This is a genomic window from Lentzea jiangxiensis (assembly GCF_900104175.1).
Lineage (GTDB): Bacteria > Actinomycetota > Actinomycetes > Mycobacteriales > Pseudonocardiaceae > Lentzea > Lentzea jiangxiensis.
On sequence record NZ_FNIX01000020.1, the window covers coordinates 84021 to 103373 of the forward strand.

Here is a 19353-nt window from a genome sequence, read left to right on the forward strand (position 1 = left end):
CATCACTCGAAAACGGGTCAGCCCTGCTTCGCGTGCGAGTCGAGGACCAGGGCGATCGCCTCGGTGACCCTCGCCGCGTGCGCCAGGTGCAGCCACTCGTCCGGGACGTGGCAGTTCGAGTCCGGCCCGATCACGCCGGTCACCACGAACTGGGCGTCCGGGTAGGCCTCGTGCAGCAGGCCCATGAACGGGATCGAGCCGCCCAGCGACACGGTGCGCCACGGCGCGCCGAAGATCTCCTTGCCCGCCTCGTCCAGCACGGCCGACAGCCAAGGTGCCAGCTCGGGCGCGTTCCAGCCGTCGGCCGCCTCGACCCGGGAGAGCTCGACCGTCGCGTTGTAGGGCACGTCGGTGGTCAGCTTCTCGCGCACCGCCTCCAGGGCGGCCGAGGACGACGCCGTCGGCGGCAGGCGGAAGGACAGCACGAGGGTCGTGTACGGGCGCAGGACGTTGCCCGCGTCGTCCGGCAGCGGCAGGCCCTCGGCGCCGGTGACCGAGAGGGTCGGGCGCCAGCCGGAGTTCAGCGCGAGCTCGACCTCGTCGGACGACACGGGTTGCAGGTCGCCGACGCGCGGAACCGGGTCCCACAGCGCGCCCGGCGCGGCCTCGACGGCCTCGCGGACCTCGGCCAGGCGGTGGGCCGGGATCTCGACGTGCATCTCCGGGACCAGGATCTCGCCGGTCTCCGAGTTCTCGATCCGGTCGAGCAGGACCCGGGCGATCCGGAACGACGACGGCACGATGCCCGACGCCATGCCGGAGTGCAGGCCGCCGTCCAGGACCCGCACGGTGGCCGTGACCTGCACGAGGCCGCGCAGCGACGTCGTCAGCCACATGCGGTCGTAGTCGGAGCCGCCCGAGTCGAGGCAGACGACCAGCGACACCCGGCCGAGGCGGTCCGACAGGTGCTCCAGGTACGCGGGGAGGTCGGGCGAACCGGACTCCTCGCCGGTCTCCAGCAGCACGACGCACCGGGCGTGCGAACCACCCGCCGTGCGCACGGCCTCGATAGCAGCGATTGCGGCATATCCGGAGTAACCGTCATCGGCGGCACCGCGGCCGTAGAGACGTCCGTCACGCAGCACCGGCGTCCACGGGCCCAGTCCCTCGCCCCAGCCGCCCACCGGCGGCTGCTTGTCCAGGTGTCCGTAGAGCAACACCGTGTCGTCGCCCGAGTTGCCGGACGGCGGGACGTCGACGACGAGCAGCGGTGTGCGTCCCGCCAGTTGGACGACCTCGAGCGTCACGCCGGGCAGCGAGCGCGAGGCGATCCAGGCCTTCACGTGGTCGATCGCCGCCGCCAACTCCCCGTGTTCCTCCCAGGCGGGGTCGAACGCGGGGGAGATCGCCGGCACGGCGACGAGCTGAGACAGGCTCGGGACGATGTCGTCGTCCCAAAGCGTCCTGACGGTGCTGGTCACAACTGAGCGGTCCACCTCTCGATCCTGTCACGACTCCGCCTCTGCTCGCGTCCGTAGCCTCTTGTGCGAGACCTCCCGATTAGTTAACGATCGGTAACCGGGACATCCGCGTCCGGTGACCGGACGACATCCGTCGGAGGGCAAAAGGTCGAACCTCCGACAGTTGTCGCTGATCAGAACGTTGACTCGTGTGTTACGAAGTGGGACGGGTCTCACCAACTCGGGTGAGGCCGTGTCAGGATGTGGTCGTAAGCCACCGTCACCGTCGACGGCTGCCTCCGGCCCCACAGGGTTGGCGGCGACCGCCGGCGTCGCCGCACGAGGTCGTCACGAGCGATCGGGCGGTCGGAGAAGACAGAGGAGTAGGCGCATGTCGTCCCCTGAGCAATGGACGCACCCTGAGCCGGACGCAGCGCCGGCCGCCACTGCCGCAAAACCGACAGCGGAACAGGTGATCGCAGGCTTGCGAGCGACAGACGAGGGCGGCGCCGACCTGGTGCAGCTCCTCACCCCCGAGGGTGAGCGCGTCACGCACCCCGACTTCGACATCGACATCACGCCGGAGGAGCTGCGCGGTCTGTACCGCGACATGGTCCTGATCCGCCGGGTCGACCGCGAGGCCAACGCCCTGCAGCGCAAGGGCCAGCTCGGCATCTGGGTGCCGCTGCTCGGCCAGGAGGCCGCGCAGATCGGTGCCGGCCGGGCGATGCGCGAGACCGACATGGCCTTCCCGAGCTACCGCGAGCACGGCATCGCGTGGACGCGCGGGATCAACCCGACCGAGCTCCTCGGCATCTTCCGCGGCACCGACCAGGGCACGTGGGACCCGGTCGAGAAGCGCTTCCACCCGTACACGATCGTCATCGGCAACCAGGTCCTCAACGCGGCCGGGTACGCGATGGGTCAGAAGTTCGACGGCAAGGTCGGCGACGACGAGGGAGAAGCCACCATGTGCTTCTTCGGCGACGGCGCGACCAGCCAGGGTGACGTGCACGAGGGCTTCGTGTGGGCCGCGGTCTACGACGCGCCGCTCGTCTTCTTCTGCCAGAACAACCAGTGGGCCATCTCCGAGCCCACCGAGCGCCAGTCGCGCCTGCCGCTGTACCAGCGTGCCCGCGGCTACGGCTTCCCCGGCATCCGCGTCGACGGCAACGACGTTCTCGCGACGCTCGCCGTGACGAAGTGGGCGCTCGACGAGTGCCGCCACGGCAACGGCCCGATCCTGATCGAGGCGTTCACCTACCGGATGGACGCGCACACCACCTCCGACGACCCGACCCGCTACCGGCTGTCGGACGAGCTGGAGATGTGGAAGCTCAAGGACCCGATCGAGCGCGTGAAGGTCTACCTGGTCCGCCAGCAGTGGGCCGACAGCGAGTTCTTCGAGAGCGTCGAGGCCGACGCCGACGAGCTGGGCGAGGAGCTGCGGGAGTTCTGCACGAACATGCCCGACCCGCCCGCTGAACGGATCTTCAGCAACGTCTACGCCGAGGGCAACCCCAACCTCGAAGCGCAGCGCGACGAATTCCTCGACTACGTCTCGGGTTTTGCTGGAGGTGAGCACTGATGGCTGCTCCGACGATGGATCGTTCGACCGCCGCCGCCCCGGCGACCCCGGTGCAGACGCTCACGATCTCCAAGGCGCTCAACATGGGCCTGCGGGCGGCCATGGAGGCCAACCCCAAGGTCATCATGATGGGCGAGGACATCGGCAAGCTCGGTGGCGTCTTCCGCATCACCGACGGCCTGCAGAAGGACTTCGGTGAGCAGCGCGTGCTCGACACGCCGCTCGCGGAGTCCGGCATCATCGGCACCGCCGTGGGCCTCGCGATCCGCGGCTACCGCCCGGTGTGCGAGATCCAGTTCGACGGCTTCATCTTCCCGGGCTTCGACCAGATCGTGTCGCAGGTCGCGAAGCTGCACTACCGCACGCAGGGCAAGATCAAGATGCCCATCGTGATCCGCGTGCCGTTCGGTGGCGGCATCGGTGCCGTCGAGCACCACTCGGAGTCGCCCGAGTCGTACTTCGCGCACACCGCCGGCCTCAAGGTCGTCTCGTGCTCGAACCCGTCCGACGCGTACTGGATGATCCAGCAGGCGATCGACTGCGACGACCCGGTGCTGTTCTTCGAGCCCAAGCGCCGCTACTACGAAAAGGGCGAGGTCGACACGACGTCCGCGCCCGGCAAGCTGTTCGAGTCGCGCGTGCTGCGTCAGGGCACGGACGCGACGCTGGTGGCGTACGGCCCGATGGTCCGCACTGCCCTCGACGCCGCCAACGCGGCCTCCGAGGACGGCACGTCGCTGGAGGTCATCGACCTGCGCACGCTGTCGCCGCTCGACCTGGCGCCCGTGTTCGAGTCGGTGCGCCGCACCGGCCGCCTGGTCGTCGTGTCCGAGGCGCCGTCCGAGTCCTCGATCGCCAGCGAGATCGCGGCCAAGGTCCAGCAGGAGTGCTTCTACTCCCTGCAGGCACCGGTGCTGCGGGTGACCGGCTTCGACACCCCGTACCCGCCGTCGAAGCTCGAGGAGGAGTTCCTCCCCGACCTCGACCGGGTGCTGCACGCCGTCGACCGCTCTCTCGCCTGGTAAGGGGACAACCGGAAATGCCGCAGTACAAGCAATTCCCCCTGCCCGACACGGCGGAGGGGCTGACCGAGGCCGAGATCCTCACCTGGCACGTGAAGCCCGGTGACACCGTCACGGTCAACCAGATCATCGTCGAGATCGAGACGGCCAAGGCCGCCGTCGAGCTGCCCTGCCCGTGGGCGGGCGTCGTGACGGAGCTGCTGGCCGAGCCGGGCCAGACCGTCGAGGTCGGCGTCCCGATCATCACGATCGACACCGACCCCGGTGGCGCCGCGGCACCCGCCGCCCCGGCTCCGGCTGCCGCCGAGGCCAACGGCACCTCGTCCGGCAAGATCGGCGAGGAGATGCCGGGCGGGCGCATCGCGACGCTCGTCGGCTACGGCCCGAAGTCCGGTGCCGCGAAGCGCCGTGCCCGCAAGGACACCGGTGCCGCTCCGGCCGCTGCCGTCGTGGCTCCGCCGGCACCCGCACCCGCGCCTGCTCCCGCTCCCGTGGTGGTCGCCGCGCCGGTGCAGGCGCCGGGTGGCTACGTGCCGCTGGCCAAGCCGCCGGTCCGCAAGCTGGCCAAGGACCTCGGCGTCGACCTGCACGCCCTGACGGGCTCCGGCCCCGGCGGCGTCATCACGCGCGAGGACGTCGAAACCGCCGTCTCCGCCCCCGCCGCCGCTCCGGCCGCCGCCACGTCCTACGTGGACAACGGCACGCGCGAACGCCGGGTGCCCATCAAGGGCGTCCGCAAGGCGACCGCGCAGGCGATGGTGGACAGCGCGTTCACCGCACCGCACGTCACCGAGTTCCTGACGGTCGACGTGACCCCGATGATGGAACTGCGCGCGCGCCTCAAGAACGCGCCGGAGTTCCGCGGCGTGAAGCTGACCCCGCTGGCGTTCTGCGCCAAGGCGGTCGTCCTCGCGGCCCGCCGCACGCCGGACGTCAACGCCACCTGGGACGCGGCGGCGAACGAGATCGTCTACAAGGACTACGTCCACCTGGGCATCGCGGCCGCCACGCCGCGCGGCCTGGTGGTCCCGAAGGTCCGCGACGCCGACCGGATGTCGTTGAAGGAACTGGCGATCGCGCTCGACGAGCTCGCCACCGTCGCCCGCGAGGGCAAGACGTCCCCGGCCGACATGATGAACGGCACCATCACGATCACCAACGTCGGCGTCTTCGGCGTCGACACCGGCACGCCGATCCTCAACCCCGGCGAGTCCGCGATCCTCGCCCTGGGCGCGATCCGCGACATGCCGTGGGTGGTCGACGGCGAGATCAAGGTCCGCAAGATCTGCCAGCTCGCGTTGTCGTTCGACCACCGCGTGGTCGACGGGCAGCAGGGCTCGCAGTTCCTGGCCGACGTCGGCGCGCTGCTGGCCGAGCCGGGCATCGCGATGACCTACTGAGGATGACCTGCTGAGGATGACCTGCTGAGGTAGCCCGTGACGAGGCCCCCGCACTCCGGTGCGGGGGCCTTTTCGCTGTTCGGCCACCCGTCCGGTGATTCAGGTTGACCCTCCAGCAACTGGAGGGTCCACAGTGGGTCCGTGACGCGCTACCAGATCGGCGAGCTCGCCAAGATGACCGGACTCACCGTCCGCACCATCAGGTTCTACTCCGACTCGGGCCTCATCCCGCCCGTGGACAGGACCACCGGCGGCTACCGCACCTACGACGCCGACGCCGTGGCGAGGCTGAAGCTGGTCCGCACGCTCAGGGACCTGGGCGTGGACCTGCCGACCGCCGGCCGCGTCCTGGCGCGCGAGGTGTCGGTGACCGACGTGGCGCGGGCACACGCGGATGCGATCGACGCGCAGATGAAGACGTTGCGGCTGCGCCGTGCCGTCCTGCGCGCCGTCGCCAAAGGAGGGGAGATGGAACTGATGAACGAGTTGGCACGCATGTCGGACGAGGAGCGCCAGCGGATCCTCGACGACTTCTTCGAGGAGGTGTTCGGGCCCTACGAGCTGGACCCGCAGTTCGAGCAGCACATGCGGTCGGTGCGGATCGAGCTGCCGGACGACCCGTCGACCGAGCAGCTGGAGGCGTGGGTCGAGCTCGCGAAGCTCGTGCAGGACCCGGACTTCCGCGCCTCGGTGAAGCGGATGTCGCAGCAGCACGAGGAGTACCGCCGCAACGGCGAGGACATGGGTCCCCGGTCGGAGAACCAGATGGAGGCGTTCACCTTCGCGATCGCCCAGGCCCGTGAGGCGATCGACGCCGGCATCGCGCCGGGGTCCGCGGCAGCCGACGAGGTCGTGGACCGGGTGAACGCGAACTGGGCGCAGGCCCTGGGCCTGCCGAACGACGAGCACCTCGTGACGAAGCTGCGCGAGTTCGCCGACTTCGCGGACCCGCGGGCCGAGCGGTACTGGGTGCTGATCGCGAAGGTCAACGGCTGGCCGGCCGTGCCGGACCACTCGCGGGAGCGGGCCTGGCTGCGCGAGGCCGGACAGCCGTTCGGATAAGCCCTCCCGGGCAACGGGAACCAGCTGGGCGCCCAGCTCGTTCCTGTGGCAACGAAGGGGGAACGTGATGTCTGCGTTGTTCGAGATTCTCGGGGGAGTCCTCGGCGAGGCCTTCGGGCCGGGCGGGGACGACAACTCGCGCGGGGACGGCGACGTCTTCCTCGACGGCGAGTGGCAGGAGGGTGAGCTGTTCTTCGGGCCCACCAAGATCATCTGGGATGAGCGGATCGTCTTCAGCGACGACGAGGGCCGGGTCGAGCAGATCGTCGACCAGGACCCGCCGCACCCCAACTTCGTGGTCCTGCACTTCCGCAGGCCCGCCGACGTCGTGCTGCTCGCCGTGCACCGCCGCGAGCTCAAGCGAGTGGGCGCGGTCCTGACCCTGCCTCTCTGATCCGCGCCGCCACAACGCTGAACGGTGCCCGGGACACGGCCTCAGGCGTTGACCGGGACCGGCGGGACTTCCTTGTGCGGCGGGTTCACCGGCGCCTGCGCCTTCTGCGAGCGGCGCGCGATGATGCGGCGGCCGAGCTCGATCGCCGGGTGCTCGACCCAGCGGAACACGATGTCCGCCAGCAGCAACGACACCAGCGTCACCACGACGGCCGTGAGCGTGCCGTAGACCTGGAAGCGCGGCAGCATCGAGGCGACCATGAAGCCCGCGATGCCCTGGAACAGGTACAGCGAGTACGAGCGGTCGCCGACGAAGCGCATCGGCGCGGTCGACAGCACCCACGTGACGGGGTTGCGGTTCATGAGCGACACGATCAGCGCCGCCGTCAGCACCGCGTAGCCCAGCAGCAGCACCACGGCGTTGCCGGTGGAGTGCCAGAGCGTCTCCATGTTCACGTGCAGCACGACGAACGCGATGATCGAGACCGGCGCGACCAGCGGGTGCGTCAACGGCTGGACGAACGCGTACAGGCGCTTGCTGTTCATGACGATCGCCAGCAGAGCGCCGACCAGCAGCACCACGTAGTGCACCGACGACGTGTAGAGCGCGCTCATCGAGTACGCCGTGAACCAACCGCCCGTGAGCGGGATGAGGGCGATCAGCACGGCCATCGCACCCAGCGCGATGTACACGCGCCGACGGGCCGCGGCGACTCCGGCGACGACCATCAGCGCGGGCCACACGAGGTAGAACTTCTGCTCGATGCCGAGCGTCCACGAGCCGGAGAAGTAGTCATTCGGCGCGCCCGCCATGCCCGCCGGCAGGAACTCGTTCATGAACGGCAGGTAGTACTTCAGCGTCTCCGGGTAGCGGATCGTGAAGAAGTCACCGCGCAGGTAGAAGAACGCCATGATGAAGAAGAAGATCACGAAGTACGGCGGCATGATCCGGAACACGCGCCGGATGTAGAAGTTCTTGAGCGAGATCCGGCCCTTGGTGTCCTGCTCGCGCAGCAGCAACGTGGTGATCAGGAAGCCGGAGAGCACGAAGAACAGGTAGACGCCGACCCAGCCGGACAGCCACTTCCACTCGGCGCCGCCGAAGTGGAACACCACCACGATCACGGCCGCGAACGCCCGCAACCCGTCGAGCGCGGGGAAGCGCCGCATCTCCATGAACTCGGCATGGGTCAACGTGCGCACGGCGTTCCTCCAGGTGGGGTCGCCCAGACCGCGGGGCGCCCGGCACATTACCAAACGCCGCAGATCGCGGGCCGGGGCGCACGTCCCGGCCGGCGGGGCGGCTCACCTGATCTTGCGCCGGGGGCTGATCCGGCTGTCCTGGGTGAGAAGCTCGACCGGCTCGGCCCTTGACGGCCTGCACCCGGCCTGGCTTGGGCAGCCCACCATGTCGGTGGCCAGTTCGGATTCCCCGCTGGCGGCCACTTGGCGGAAGTCATCTGGCCGCGGGTGTCAGTGCGGTGCGTGACGGCAACCGGAGCATGTGGGGTTCCGGCGCTCTTCAGTCCCAGTAGTTGAAGAGCGCTTCGCCGAGGGTGCCGGGCCGCCAGTACCTGATGTCGTTTGACGAGATGTGGGGCCACGCCGTGGCGTCGAACGGGCCGTTCAGCTCGGACGGGGTGAGCACTCGGGATTTCGGCAGCAGCGTGGCCAGTACAGCCATCAGCTCAGGGGCGTCGACAAACGTCAGCGGGCCCGACTCCACCGCGCCGTCGACGAAATCGATGGTCCGGGGCTCTGCGAGGGCCAGCACCGCTGAGTCGCGCGTGCAGGCGACAGCGACCGTGCGCTCGCGGTAGGCGATAAGCCCCTGGTGGAAGTTGGGTGTCACATGGCCGGCGAGGCGGAACTCGATCACATTGCCGCCGGTGCGACGAGCAGCTGCACAACAGGCGTGCCGGAAGTCGCGGACGTCCGTCATCCGGTGAAGATACCCGCCGATGGTCCTCGGGGCCCGGATGCGGCGACTCAGCCGGAACCGTCACTGTTCGTGCAAATGGCCGCCAGCGGTGAGCGAAGCCTGCTGCGGCAACTGGCCGCCCAAGTGGATTTCTGCTGGCCGCTGTCATCCGCACCCGAGGCATCACCCCGACACGAAGCCGATCGTGGTGTGCCGGGGTAACGCCCTTCGTGCTGTCCGCAGTTCGTTGGCCGTTGGCGCGGCTCGCGGTGGACGGGGTCTGCAAGCCTCGCAGGACCCCGCCCCTCAGACGGCCCAGAAGTGCTCAACTCACCTGATCTGCAAGCCGGAGATCGCGCGCGACACGACGAGCCGCTGGATCTCCGAGGTCCCCTCGAAGATGGTGAAGATCTTGGCGTCGCGGTGCATCCGCTCCACCGGGTGCTCCCGCGTGTACCCGGCGCCACCGAGGATGTGGATCGCCCGCTCGGTCGCCCACACCGACACCTCGGACGCCTTGAGCTTCGACATCGAGCCCTCGCCCGCGGTGAACGGCACGTTGTTGCGCCCCATCCACGCCGCACGCCACACCAGCAGGCGGGACGCGTCGATCTCCATCTTCATGTTCGCGAGGTCGAAGGCGATCGACTGGTTCTCGATGATCTTGCGGCCGAACGCCTCGCGGTCCTTGGCGTAGTCGAGCGCGTAGTCGTAGGCGGCACGGGCGACGCCGACGGCCATGGCGCCGACGGTCGGGCGGGTCGTCTCGAACGTCGCCATCGCGGCCTGGCCGCCGGCGCGCTGGCCCTCGCGGGCGCGGGCGAGCCTGGCCTCCAGGCGTTCGCGGCCGCCGAGGACGCAACGGCCGGGGACGCGCACGTCGTCGAAGAAGACGTCGGCCGTGTGCGAGGCGCGCATGCCGTGCTTCTTGATCTTGCCCGGGGACGACACGCCGGGTGTGCCGGGCGGGACGATGAAGCCCGCCTGACCGCGGGCGCCCAGGGCGGGGTCGACGACGGCGGTGACGACGTGCACGTTCGCGATGCCGCCGTTGGTGGCCCACGCCTTCTGGCCGTTGATGACCCACTCGTCGGTGGCCTCGTCGTACCGGGCGCGCGTGCGGTAGCCGGCGACGTCGGAGCCCGCCTGCGGTTCGGAGGCGCAGAACGCCGCGAGCTTCGGGTCGGACTCGTCGCCGAAGCACTCCGGCACCCACTCGGCGAGCTGCTCGGGTTCGCCGCCCGCGAAGATGCCCGCGACGGCGAGGCCGGTACCCATCAGCGACAGCGCGATGCCGGCGTCACCCCAGAACAGCTCCTCGGTGGCGATCGGCAGGGACAGGCCGATCGGGTCGGCGAACCAGGTCGCGAGGGCCTCGAAGCCGTAGAGGCCGATCTTCGCGGCCTCCTGGATCACGGGCCACGGCGTCTCCTCGCGCTCGTCCCACTCGGAGGCCGCCGGCCTGATCACGTCACGAGCGAAGCCGTGCACCCAGTCGCGCAGGTCGGTCTGGTCTTCGTTCAGCTCGAGCGAGAAGCCACCCACTGAGTCACTCCCAAGAGAATTCGGTCAGGCCTTCGGGATGTTGAACAGGCTCATGAACCCGGCCGCGAACCCCAGGTCGCCCTTCACCTTCAGCTTGCCCGTCATGAACAGCACGGGGGCGGAGGCGTTGCCGGTCGCGAGCTTGAGGAAGTCGGCGGGCGTCAGCGTGACGATGGCGCGGGCCTCGCGCGTCACGCCCTTGTTGATGGTGCACTCGGCGTTCTCGATGATCGCCTCGTAGACGTCTTCGAGCACGTGGAAGTGCACGACGGCCTTCGTCGCGCCGGCCCGGTCCGCGCGGAAGTGGACCTCCATGCGGCGGAAGACCTCGTCCAGCACGCGCACCCGCAGGGCGTCGTCGGCCACGACGGCCTCGATCTGGTCCTTCGAGGCGCGCGAGATGATGCGGGCGAAGTTGGACGGGTCCATCTTCGACAGGTCGAGGTCGGCGCCACCGTCGGCGAGGGCGCCGAGTGCCTTCAGCAACGCCGCGAAGTCGTCCTTGCCCAGCTTCTTCGGGTCGATGCCGCGCGCGATGACGTCGATGTCGACGCCCTTGAGGGCGGGGTCGTCCGGCGAGACCTGCTGCAACGTGCTGATCAGCTCGGCAGGGCTGAGCTTGGCGATCGCCTCGGTGGTGAGGTCGAGCGTCATGGGGACACCTCCTGGTACCTACTCGCGAGTAAGACTACTGGCGAGTAGATAGGGCGGCAAGCAGATCCGATAATCTTGTTGCTCCGGACGAGGGGTAGTGATGCGCACAGAAGGTCGAGCCAAGCGCTTGCCGCGCGCGGTGCGTGAGCGGCAGATCATGGACGCCGCCGTCGACGTGTTCTCGCGGCTCGGCTTCCACTCCGCCTCGATGGACGAGATCTCCGAGGTCGCGGGCATCTCCAAGCCGATGCTCTACGCCTACCTCGGGTCGAAGGAAGAGCTGTTCGCGACCTGCATCCGGCGTGAGGCGACGCGGATGATGGAGGCCATCGCGTCGGGTGTCGAGCCCGACCAGGAACCCGACGTGCAACTGTGGAGCGGCCTGCGCGCGTTCTTCGGGTTCGTCGGGGAGAACCGGGCGAGCTGGCAGGTGCTGCACCGGCAGGCGTCCACGCAGGGCGGTCCGTTCGCGATCGAGCTCACGGACATGCGCGGCCGCGCGGTGTCACTGGTCGCGGCGCTGCTCACCCAGTCCACGAAGGCCCCGGCGACCAAGCTCGAGGCCGAGTCGCTGGCCGCCGCGCTGGTCGGGGCGGGCGAGTCGCTCGCGGACTGGTGGCTCGACCACCCGGAGGAGCCCGCGGGCGTCGTCGCCGCCCGCCTCATGAACCTCGTGTGGATGGGCTTCGGCGACCTCGTCGACGGCAACGTGTGGCATCCGCCGTCACGTCGCTGAACCGAGCAGGTGGGGTCCTTTGCCCCAGACGGCGAACTCCCAGCCGTCGGCGTCCTCGTGCGCGGAGAACTCGACGCGACCGGGGATGAGCAGCGGCTTCTTGAACCGGACGTCGACCGTCACGGACTCGGGCAGCCGCCCTTCCAGCGCGGCCAGACACCGGGCCTTCGTCCACATGCCGTGCGCGATGGCGCGCGGGAAGCCGAACAGCTTGGCGCTCACCGGGTGCAGGTGGATCGGGTTGCGGTCGCCGGACACCGCGCCGTAGCGCCGTCCGATGTCCGCGGGCACCCGCCAGACCGCCGAGCCGGCCGGTCGTCGCGGTTCTCCGCCAGAGCCCGCCGGGCCCCCGGTGCGCCGCAGGTAGGTCGACACCCCGGCCCAGACACCGGAAACCGACGTCACGACGTCGACCTGCGTGCCCTGCGGGTGCGGCCGCAGATCGCGCGCCGACACCGTGATCTCCAGCGGCTCGTCCAGCGCCAGCGGGCGTGACTGCGTGATCCGGTTCGCGACGTGCACGAGGCCCGGCAGCGGGAACGGGAACCCGGCGCCGGACATCAGCCTCATCTGCAACGGGAAGCCGAGCACGTGCGGGTACGTCAGCGGCAGCGCGTCGCGCAGGCCGAAGCCGCACACCGCGTTGTAGGCCGCCAGGTGCTCCAGCGACACGTCGACCGAGGCCGAAACGGGTTGGGCGGTCAGGGATTCCCCGCGGCGGAACGACGTGAGGGCCGCGCGCAGCAACATCAGGCCCCCAGCAGCATCTGGCCGCACACGCGCACGACGTTGCCGTTCACGCCACCGGATCCCGGCGAGGCGAACCACGCCACGGTCTCGGCGACGTCCACCGGCAGGCCGCCCTGCGACAGGCTGTTCATCCGCCTGCCGACCTCGCGGGTCGCGAACGGCACGGCCGCGGTCATCTTCGTCTCGATGAAGCCGGGCGCGACGGCGTTGATCGTGGCGCCGCGGGAGGCGAGAACGGGCGCGAGCGTCTGGACCATGCCGATGACGCCGGCCTTCGACGTGGCGTAGTTGGTCTGGCCGACGTTGCCCGCGATGCCGGCGATCGACGACACCCCGACGATCCGCCCGCCGGGTCGCAGCACGCCGCCGTGCAGCAGCGCGTCGTTGACCCGCTCCTGGCAGGCGAGGTTGACCTCCAGCACCGCGTCCCACCTGTCGGCGTCCATGCGCGCGAGCGTCTTGTCGCGCGTGATGCCCGCGTTGTGCACGACGACGTCCACGCCGCCGTGCCGTTCGAGCAGGTAGGAGGTCAGCTTCGCCGGGTCGCCGGTGATGTCGAGCTGCAACGCCGACCCGCCGATGGCGTTCGCGACCTTCGACAGGTCCTCCCCCGCCGCGGGCACGTCGAGGCAGACCACGTGGGCGCCGTCGCGGGCGAGGGTGGCGGCGATCGCCTCACCGATGCCGCGCGAAGCGCCCGTGACCAGCGCGACCTTGCCCTGCAGGGTGCCGGTCGGCGAGGTGCCGGACACGTGGATGACCTGCCCGGACACGTACGCGGACCGTCCGGACAGCAGGAACCGCAGCGTCGACTCCACACCTTCCTCGGCGCCGTCGTGCACGTGGACGAGGTTCGCCGTGCCGCCCTTGCGCAGCTCCTTGCCGACCGAACGCACGAACCCTTCGAGGGCCCGCTGCGCCACGGAGTCCGGCGACCGCCCGATGACGACCACGCGTCCGCACGACCCGAGCTGCGTGATCACCGGGTGGAAGAAGTCGTGCAGCCGGCGCAGGTCGGCGACCGTGCTGATCTCGGACGCGTCGAACACGAGCGCGCCGTAGGGGGCGGACCCCGTTTCCAGCTGCTTCAGGAAGGGCAACCGGCTCGCGCCGCCGACGAGCACCGGCGTGGCCAGTGCGGCGTCCCGGCGGAGGGGGTGCGGGTTCGGCAGGCCGAGCCTGCGGACGAGCTGGCGGCCCAGCCCTGACGTCGCGAACTTCTGGTACCTGTCCACGCGCAACAACCTACTCGCTAGTAAGTCTACTTGCTAGTAGGTAGTATGCCGGGCATGCGAGTAGCGATCATCGGCGGCAACCGCATCCCGTTCGCCCGCTCGAACGGCCCGTACGCCACCGCGTCGAACCAGGACATGTTCACGACGGTGCTCGACGGCCTGGTCAGCCGCTTCGGGCTGCAGGGCGAGCGCCTCGGCGAGGTGGTCGCGGGAGCCGTCCTGAAGCACTCGCGCGACTTCAACCTCGTCCGCGAGTCGGTCCTCGGCAGCAGGCTCAGCCCCGAAACCCCCGCGTACGACCTGCAGCAGGCGTGCGGCACCGGTCTGCAGGCGATCATCGCCGTGGCGAACAAGATCGCGCTCGGGCAGATCGAGGCGGGCATCGCGGGCGGCGTCGACACGACCAGCGACGCCCCGATCGGCGTCAACGAGAACTTCCGCAAGCTGCTGCTGGAGTTCAACCGCACCCGCAAGATCAGCCTGCTGACCAGGCTCCGCCCGAGCCACGTCGTCCCGCACCTGCCGCGCAACGGCGAACCGCGCACCGGCATGTCCATGGGCGAGCACGCGGCCATCACCGCCGCCCGGTACGGCATCACGCGTGAGGACCAGGACGAGCTGACCGCGCGCAGCCACCGCAACCTCGCGCGCGCCTACGACGAGGGCTTCTTCGACGACCTCGTCACCCCGTACCTCGGCCTGACCCGCGACCAGAACCTCCGCCCGGACAGCAGCGCCGAGAAGCTCGCGAAGCTCAAGCCGGTCTTCGGCGACACGATGACCGCCGGCAACTCGACCCCGCTCTCCGACGGCGCCTCCGCGGTCCTGCTCGCCACCGAGGAGTGGGCCGCCGCGCGCAAGCTGCCGGTCCTCGCGTACCTGACGTTCGCCGAGACCGCCGCGGTCGACTACGTGCACGGCGACGAGGGCCTGCTCATGGCGCCCGTGCACGCCGCGCCGCGCATGCTCGACAAGGCGGGCATCACGTTGCAGGACTTCGACTTCTACGAGGTGCACGAGGCGTTCGCGTCGCAGGTGCTCGCCACGCTCAAGGCGTGGGAGGAGGAGCTCGGCGAGATCGACAGGGAGAAGCTGAACGTCAACGGCTCGTCGCTCGCGGCGGGCCACCCGTTCGCCGCCACCGGTGCCCGGATCGTGGCCACGCTGGCGAAGCTGCTGCACCGGAAGGGAAGTGGACGCGGGTTCGTGTCCATTTGCGCGGCGGGCGGCCAGGGCATCACTGCGATTCTGGAACGGTGACGCGGCAGGGCTTGCCGAACACGAGGGTCGCTCCTGCACACTTCCCGGACCGCAGTGCAGCGGTTGTGGGGGTGGGGCGTGGGAAACCTGGAAGTCGATCCCGAGAGAGATCCCGTGCTGGCGCGTGCGCTGGCCGGCACGCTGCGCGGCGAGTGGCGTCCGGCGGCGGACGCGATGAAGTCGGCGCGCGAATGGGAACGCCGCGCCTACATCACGCTGACGCTGGCCACGGCGGCGAGGCGGCGGGTCGAGTGGCTCAGGAGGTGGCTGAAGGCCAACCCGGGCGACGCCGACGCCACCGCCGTGCACCACGCGATGGAGTCGCTCAACGGCCACTAGCGGGGTGGATCACCCCGTGGCCACCCTCAGTCGAGCAGCGACCAGGCGGCCGTGCACGACGCCGTCACGGTGATCTGCTGCGCCTTCAGGTTCAGCTGGTCGACCATGCCGGCCGGCCCCGCCATCTCGAACGACGCGCCGCCGCTCATCATCCGCGGCGAGTAGTGCGCGCCGCCCTCCGTGTCGCCGATGCGCAGCAACGGGCCGAGCCGCCGCCCCAGCGCCGTGGCGTAGCCCTCGGCGCGACGCAACGCATCAGCCACGGCTTCCCGCTGTGCCTCGCGGATGGCCTCGGTGTCGTCGACGAGCGCCCACGACGGGCCGTTGATCCAGGACGGCTCGGCCTGCACGAGCTCGGCCAGCAGGGCGTCGAGGCGGTCGAGGTCCTTCACCCAGATCACGTACTGCTGCTGGGCGCGGCTGCCGACGCGCTGGTTGTTGTCCCAGTTGTCGTGCGCGGACAGCTGCCGCGACCGCACCTCGAACTCCTCGAGCAGCGGCTCGACGGCGGAGACGCGCTGGTTGAGCGTGCTCACCGCCTCGGAGCGTTCGGCGCCGAGAGCCTCGAACGTCACGTCCACCTGGGCGCGGTCGGCGGTGCGCTCGACCTCGCCGGTCCCCTTCGTCACGACTTCAGCCACGGGGACCAGCCAACCCGCACCGCCCACCATTCGCAACTGTTCGGCGGCACTTCGAGGCTGGTCTGCGCGTCTCTGCGGCGCGCCTCTCGTGGTCGTCGGTGCCGGTCTGGCGCACCTGCCGGCGGTGCTCAGCGCCGGCAACTCGTACTCGGAACGCCTCTTCCGCTACGTCCGCATCGACAGGCTCAGCCGGGAGGACGCCGACCGCGCCGTGCTGGCCCGGTCGAACGGGAAGACGCGGGCATCGCCGACGAGGCACTGGACGCCCTGTTCGACGCGTCCGCCGAGCCGATCACCGCCCTGGACGTCTCCGTCGCCGCTCCGGAGGCCGACGCGGAGCTGGCCGTGGGCTTCTTCGGCTCCCGATACGAGCGTGCGACGCCCGCTGAACGCGAGTATCTCCGGTCGATCGCCCAGTTGACCGACGAAAGTACGCGGGCGTCAACACCGCCCCACCTGGGTCGCAAGTCCTAGTCGCCGTTGCCCGCGCGGGACTCGCCCATCAAGAAAGGCCTGGTCTACAGCGCGGAACGCGGTCAGATCGCCTTCACCGTGCCGCACTTCGGGCGCTTCCTGCTGGAGCGGGAGGACTGACGGAGGCCTCCGACCGTTGTCCGGCCGTTCACGTTGTCGGCCGATGATTCATCGGCATGTGCCCCAACTCACCGGACAATCACGTGCTTCTGCGCGCGGCAAGGTGCATACTTGGGTTACCAGCCGACAAGACCTCGAAGAGGGAAGTGCAGACCGAGATGAACTTCGCAGCGAAGCTCCGCGCCCGTCGTGCCGAGGCGCGCAACCGGAAGGCCGTGGCTCGCGCGATCGACATGGCGACCACCCCGTCCATGCGTCACGAGCTGATGGCAATCGCCCAGGCTCAGGTCACCACCTTGCGCTGACTTCACGAACCCGGCACTCGCACCGCGCCCCGATGCGAGTGCCTCCCCAAGCGGAAACCCCTGGAGCACCTCCCGCGCTCCAGGGGTTTCATTGTGTTAAACGTGATCCACGCCACAGTATCGTGGTGTTGTAACAGCGCACGTCGGTGCGCCGATGTCACAGTTGACCTCGCGGTGCTGTCGGACCCCCGACCTGGCAGCACCGCGAGGTTTCTTGTTTGCTGGGGACATGAAGATCGCCGTGCTCGGCACCGGCCTCATGGGTGCCCCCATCGCAGCCAACCTCGCCGCGGCCGGACACGAGGTCCGGGTCTGGAACCGCACGCGTGCGAAGGCCGAACCTCTCGCCGCCAAGGGCGCCACCGTCGCCGGCACCCCCGCTGACGCCGTCGACGGCGCCGAGGTGGTGCTGACCGTGCTCAACGACGGTGTCACCGTCACGGAAGCCATCCAGGCCGCGGCTCCCTCGCTGGCGCACGACGCCGTCTGGGTCCAGGCGTCCACCGTCGGCGTCGAGGCGACCGAGGACCACATCGCGCTCGCCCGGTCGCTCGGGCTGGAGTTCGTGGACGCGCCCGTGCTCGGCAGCACGAAGCCGGCGGCCGAGGGCGAGCTCGTCGTGCTCGCCTCCGGCGCCGAGGAGCTGCGCGACCGGGTGCAGCCCGTGTTCGACGTGATCGGCGCCCGCACGATGTGGGTCGGCGAGGCCGGGGCGTCGTCGAAGCTCAAGCTCGTCGCGAACAGCTGGGTGCTCGCGCTGACCGCGGCGGTGGGCGAGGCCGTGTCGCTCGCCGAGGCGTCCGGGCTAGACCCGAAGCTGTTCCTGGAGGCCGTGTCCGGCGGCGCCCTGGACTGCGCCTACCTGCAGACGAAGGGCAACGCGGTCATCGAACGGTCCTTCCCGCCCGCGTTCACCGTGCAGAACGCCCTGAAGGACGCGTTGCTCGTGAACCAGGCCGCGGTGCGCGCCGGCATCCAGCTCGACGTGGCCCAGGCGTCGAGCGCACGGCTGAACCGCGCTGTCACCAAGGGGCACGGTGGCGAGGACCTGGCCGCGTCCTACTACGCGAGCTTCGGATAAGCCCGACGATCGGCCGGTCCGGCGGGGTGTGCGGGCTCAATAGCTTGAGGTGGTGAACAGACTCGCACGCTCCCTGCTGGCGTTCGGCCTGGCATCGGCGCAGGTCGCCGCCACCGCCGCCGTGGTGTCCGCCGCCCCCGACATCGAAGACCGCCTCGCCGCCCTGCCCGGCGTGCGGATCATCAGCGAAGCGACGTCCGGCACCGCCCGGACGTTCGTCCTCGGCATCGAGCAGCCCGCGGACCACCGCAAGCCGCGCGGCCAGAAGTTCGAGCAGCGGTTCTCGTTGCTGCACAAGGCGGAAGCCAAGCCGATGGTGCTGCACACCTCCGGCTACCACCTGTCCGGCACGGTCAGCGCCTCCGAGCCCGCGCGGCTCGTCGACGGCAACCAGATCAGCGTGGAGCAGCGGTTCTTCGCGCCGTCGCGCCCGTCGCCCGCCGACTGGGACGACCTGACCATCTGGCAGGCGGCCAACGACCACCACCGGATCGTCACCGCGTTCAAGAAGATCTACGGCGCGAAGTGGCTGTCGACCGGTGCCAGCAAGGGCGGCATGACGTCGATCTACCACCGCCGGTTCTTCCCGCGCGACGTCGACGCGACCATCGCGTACGTCGCGCCGAACGACGTGGTGAACGACCGCGACGTCTACGGCGAGTTCATCCGCGACGTCGGCGACGACCCGTCGTGCAACCGGCGCCTGGAAGGCGTGCAGCGGCAGGTCCTGCAGCACCGCGACGAGTTCGTCGCCCGCCTGGAGGCCAAGGGGTACACCTACGGGCAGTTCGGCGGCGCGCACCGGGCGCTGGAGGTGCTGGTCCTCGACACGCCGTTCACGTTCTGGCAGTACGGGACCCAGGACCAGTGCGCCCTGGTGCCGGGCGCGGGTGCCTCGGTGGACGACCTGTGGACGTTCATCGACAGGACCGTCGGCTTCGACTTCTACACCGACGCGGGCGTCGCGCCGTACGAGACCTACTACTACCAGGCCGGAACGCAGCTGGGCTGGCCGGAAGCGGACGAGTCCGCGGTGCGCGACCTGTTGCGCCACCCCGGTTCGAGCGTGCCGCGCACGATGGTGCCCGACTCGATCCGCTTCCCGCGCTTCGACAGGCGCGCGATGGCCGACATCGACCGCTGGGTGCGCCACCAAGGCTCGCGGCTGCTGTTCGTGAACGGCGAGAACGACCCGTGGAGCGCCGAGCCGTTCACGCTGGGCCGCGGCACGCGCGACTCGCTGTCGTTCACGGTGCCGGGCGGCAACCACGGCGCGAACATCGCCCGCCTGCCCGAAGCCGACCGCGCCACCGCGACGGCCGCCGTCCTGCGCTGGGCAGGCGTCTCCTCGGCTCCCGCCGCGGCACTCGCCGTGGACGAGGGCCCCGACTCGCTCGACGCGCTGCGGGCCCGCCGGGGCTGAGGCA

At 70.0% G+C, this 19353-nt stretch carries 19 protein-coding genes and 1 pseudogene; 12 read left to right on the forward strand and 8 right to left on the reverse strand.

The features are described 5' to 3' along the window. Positions 1–17 precede the first annotated feature (17 nt). Positions 18–1436 (reverse strand): M20/M25/M40 family metallo-hydrolase, encoded by a 1419-nt coding sequence (locus tag BLQ91_RS33550; protein ID WP_090103493.1) that lies wholly within the window; start codon positions 1434–1436, stop codon positions 18–20. Positions 1437–1791: 355 nt separating this feature from the next. Here BLQ91_RS33550 and pdhA point away from each other — a divergent pair, with 355 nt between their 5' ends. From pdhA to BLQ91_RS41740, 5 genes are all read left to right on the forward strand, one after another. Further along, the gene (pdhA, locus tag BLQ91_RS33555; protein WP_090103495.1) at positions 1792–2988 is read left to right on the forward strand and encodes a pyruvate dehydrogenase (acetyl-transferring) E1 component subunit alpha; all 1197 of its coding nucleotides are present in this window, start codon (positions 1792–1794) and stop codon (positions 2986–2988) included. Beyond that, entirely contained in the window at positions 2988–4013 is a 1026-nt protein-coding gene (locus BLQ91_RS33560; RefSeq protein ID WP_090103497.1) for an alpha-ketoacid dehydrogenase subunit beta, read from the forward strand. Before pdhA ends, BLQ91_RS33560 begins: the two co-directional genes overlap by 1 nt. A gap of 14 nt (positions 4014–4027) precedes the next feature. Continuing rightward, positions 4028–5410 carry a dihydrolipoamide acetyltransferase family protein gene (locus BLQ91_RS33565; RefSeq protein WP_090103500.1) on the forward strand — a complete coding sequence of 461 codons (1383 nt, stop codon included), beginning with the start codon at positions 4028–4030 and terminating at the stop codon, positions 5408–5410. A gap of 141 nt (positions 5411–5551) precedes the next feature. Then, positions 5552–6472 carry a helix-turn-helix domain-containing protein gene (locus BLQ91_RS33570; protein ID WP_090103502.1) on the forward strand — a complete coding sequence of 307 codons (921 nt, stop codon included), beginning with the start codon at positions 5552–5554 and terminating at the stop codon, positions 6470–6472. A gap of 67 nt (positions 6473–6539) precedes the next feature. After that, entirely contained in the window at positions 6540–6866 is a 327-nt protein-coding gene (locus BLQ91_RS41740; RefSeq protein ID WP_176960085.1) for a hypothetical protein, read from the forward strand. Positions 6867–6907: 41 nt separating this feature from the next. On the opposite strand, the gene BLQ91_RS33580 is transcribed toward BLQ91_RS41740, so the two are convergent. The 4 genes from BLQ91_RS33580 to BLQ91_RS33595 form a co-directional block, all read right to left on the reverse strand. Next, positions 6908–8068: an acyltransferase family protein gene (locus tag BLQ91_RS33580; protein ID WP_176960086.1), complete on the reverse strand. Its 1161-nt coding sequence runs from the start codon at positions 8066–8068 to the stop codon at positions 6908–6910. Positions 8069–8387: 319 nt separating this feature from the next. Next, the gene (locus tag BLQ91_RS33585) at positions 8388–8807 is read right to left on the reverse strand and encodes a hypothetical protein (RefSeq protein ID WP_090103507.1); all 420 of its coding nucleotides are present in this window, start codon (positions 8805–8807) and stop codon (positions 8388–8390) included. Between the two features lie 309 nt (positions 8808–9116). Then, the gene (locus BLQ91_RS33590; protein ID WP_090103509.1) at positions 9117–10331 is read right to left on the reverse strand and encodes an acyl-CoA dehydrogenase family protein; all 1215 of its coding nucleotides are present in this window, start codon (positions 10329–10331) and stop codon (positions 9117–9119) included. A 24-nt stretch (positions 10332–10355) separates the two neighbouring features. After that, positions 10356–10985: an SCP2 sterol-binding domain-containing protein gene (locus BLQ91_RS33595; protein ID WP_090103511.1), complete on the reverse strand. Its 630-nt coding sequence runs from the start codon at positions 10983–10985 to the stop codon at positions 10356–10358. Between the two features lie 100 nt (positions 10986–11085). On the opposite strand from BLQ91_RS33595, the gene BLQ91_RS33600 reads away from it, so the two are divergent. Next, positions 11086–11721 (forward strand): TetR/AcrR family transcriptional regulator, encoded by a 636-nt coding sequence (locus BLQ91_RS33600; RefSeq protein WP_090103622.1) that lies wholly within the window; start codon positions 11086–11088, stop codon positions 11719–11721. Here the strand turns inward: BLQ91_RS33600 and BLQ91_RS33605 are convergent. Continuing rightward, complete coding sequence (locus BLQ91_RS33605; protein ID WP_090103513.1) at positions 11710–12471, reverse strand: MaoC family dehydratase; 762 nt, start codon at positions 12469–12471, stop codon at positions 11710–11712. The genes BLQ91_RS33600 and BLQ91_RS33605 overlap by 12 nt on opposite strands. Further along, on the reverse strand, positions 12471–13706 hold the full coding sequence (locus BLQ91_RS33610; protein ID WP_090103515.1) for a 3-oxoacyl-ACP reductase: 1236 nt from the start codon (positions 13704–13706) through the stop codon (positions 12471–12473). Before BLQ91_RS33610 ends, BLQ91_RS33605 begins: the two co-directional genes overlap by 1 nt. A gap of 45 nt (positions 13707–13751) precedes the next feature. On the opposite strand from BLQ91_RS33610, the gene BLQ91_RS33615 reads away from it, so the two are divergent. Both BLQ91_RS33615 and BLQ91_RS33620 read left to right on the forward strand, forming a co-directional pair. Further along, positions 13752–14966, forward strand: coding sequence for an acetyl-CoA C-acetyltransferase (locus BLQ91_RS33615; protein WP_425412567.1), 1215 nt, complete (start codon positions 13752–13754; stop codon positions 14964–14966). Positions 14967–15044: 78 nt separating this feature from the next. Further along, positions 15045–15305 carry a hypothetical protein gene (locus BLQ91_RS33620; RefSeq protein ID WP_143022942.1) on the forward strand — a complete coding sequence of 87 codons (261 nt, stop codon included), beginning with the start codon at positions 15045–15047 and terminating at the stop codon, positions 15303–15305. Positions 15306–15331: 26 nt separating this feature from the next. Here the strand turns inward: BLQ91_RS33620 and BLQ91_RS33625 are convergent, their stop codons facing one another. Continuing rightward, positions 15332–15946 (reverse strand): SIMPL domain-containing protein, encoded by a 615-nt coding sequence (locus tag BLQ91_RS33625; RefSeq protein ID WP_245734036.1) that lies wholly within the window; start codon positions 15944–15946, stop codon positions 15332–15334. A gap of 76 nt (positions 15947–16022) precedes the next feature. On the opposite strand from BLQ91_RS33625, the pseudogene BLQ91_RS33630 reads away from it, so the two are divergent. The 4 genes and pseudogenes from BLQ91_RS33630 to BLQ91_RS33640 form a co-directional block, all read left to right on the forward strand. Further along, positions 16023–16540: pseudogene (locus tag BLQ91_RS33630) on the forward strand (ATP-binding protein); the annotation flags it as partial. A gap of 146 nt (positions 16541–16686) precedes the next feature. Next, positions 16687–16845, forward strand: a complete 159-nt coding sequence (locus BLQ91_RS41745) for a hypothetical protein (protein ID WP_218130504.1) — start codon at positions 16687–16689, stop codon at positions 16843–16845. Between the two features lie 229 nt (positions 16846–17074). Further along, positions 17075–17926, forward strand: coding sequence for an NAD(P)-dependent oxidoreductase (locus tag BLQ91_RS33635; RefSeq protein ID WP_090103524.1), 852 nt, complete (start codon positions 17075–17077; stop codon positions 17924–17926). 52 nt (positions 17927–17978) lie between these two features. Further along, a complete protein-coding gene (locus tag BLQ91_RS33640) occupies positions 17979–19349 on the forward strand; it encodes a S28 family serine protease (protein ID WP_218130498.1) in 1371 nt (456 codons plus the stop codon). Positions 19350–19353: the final 4 nt, after the last annotated feature.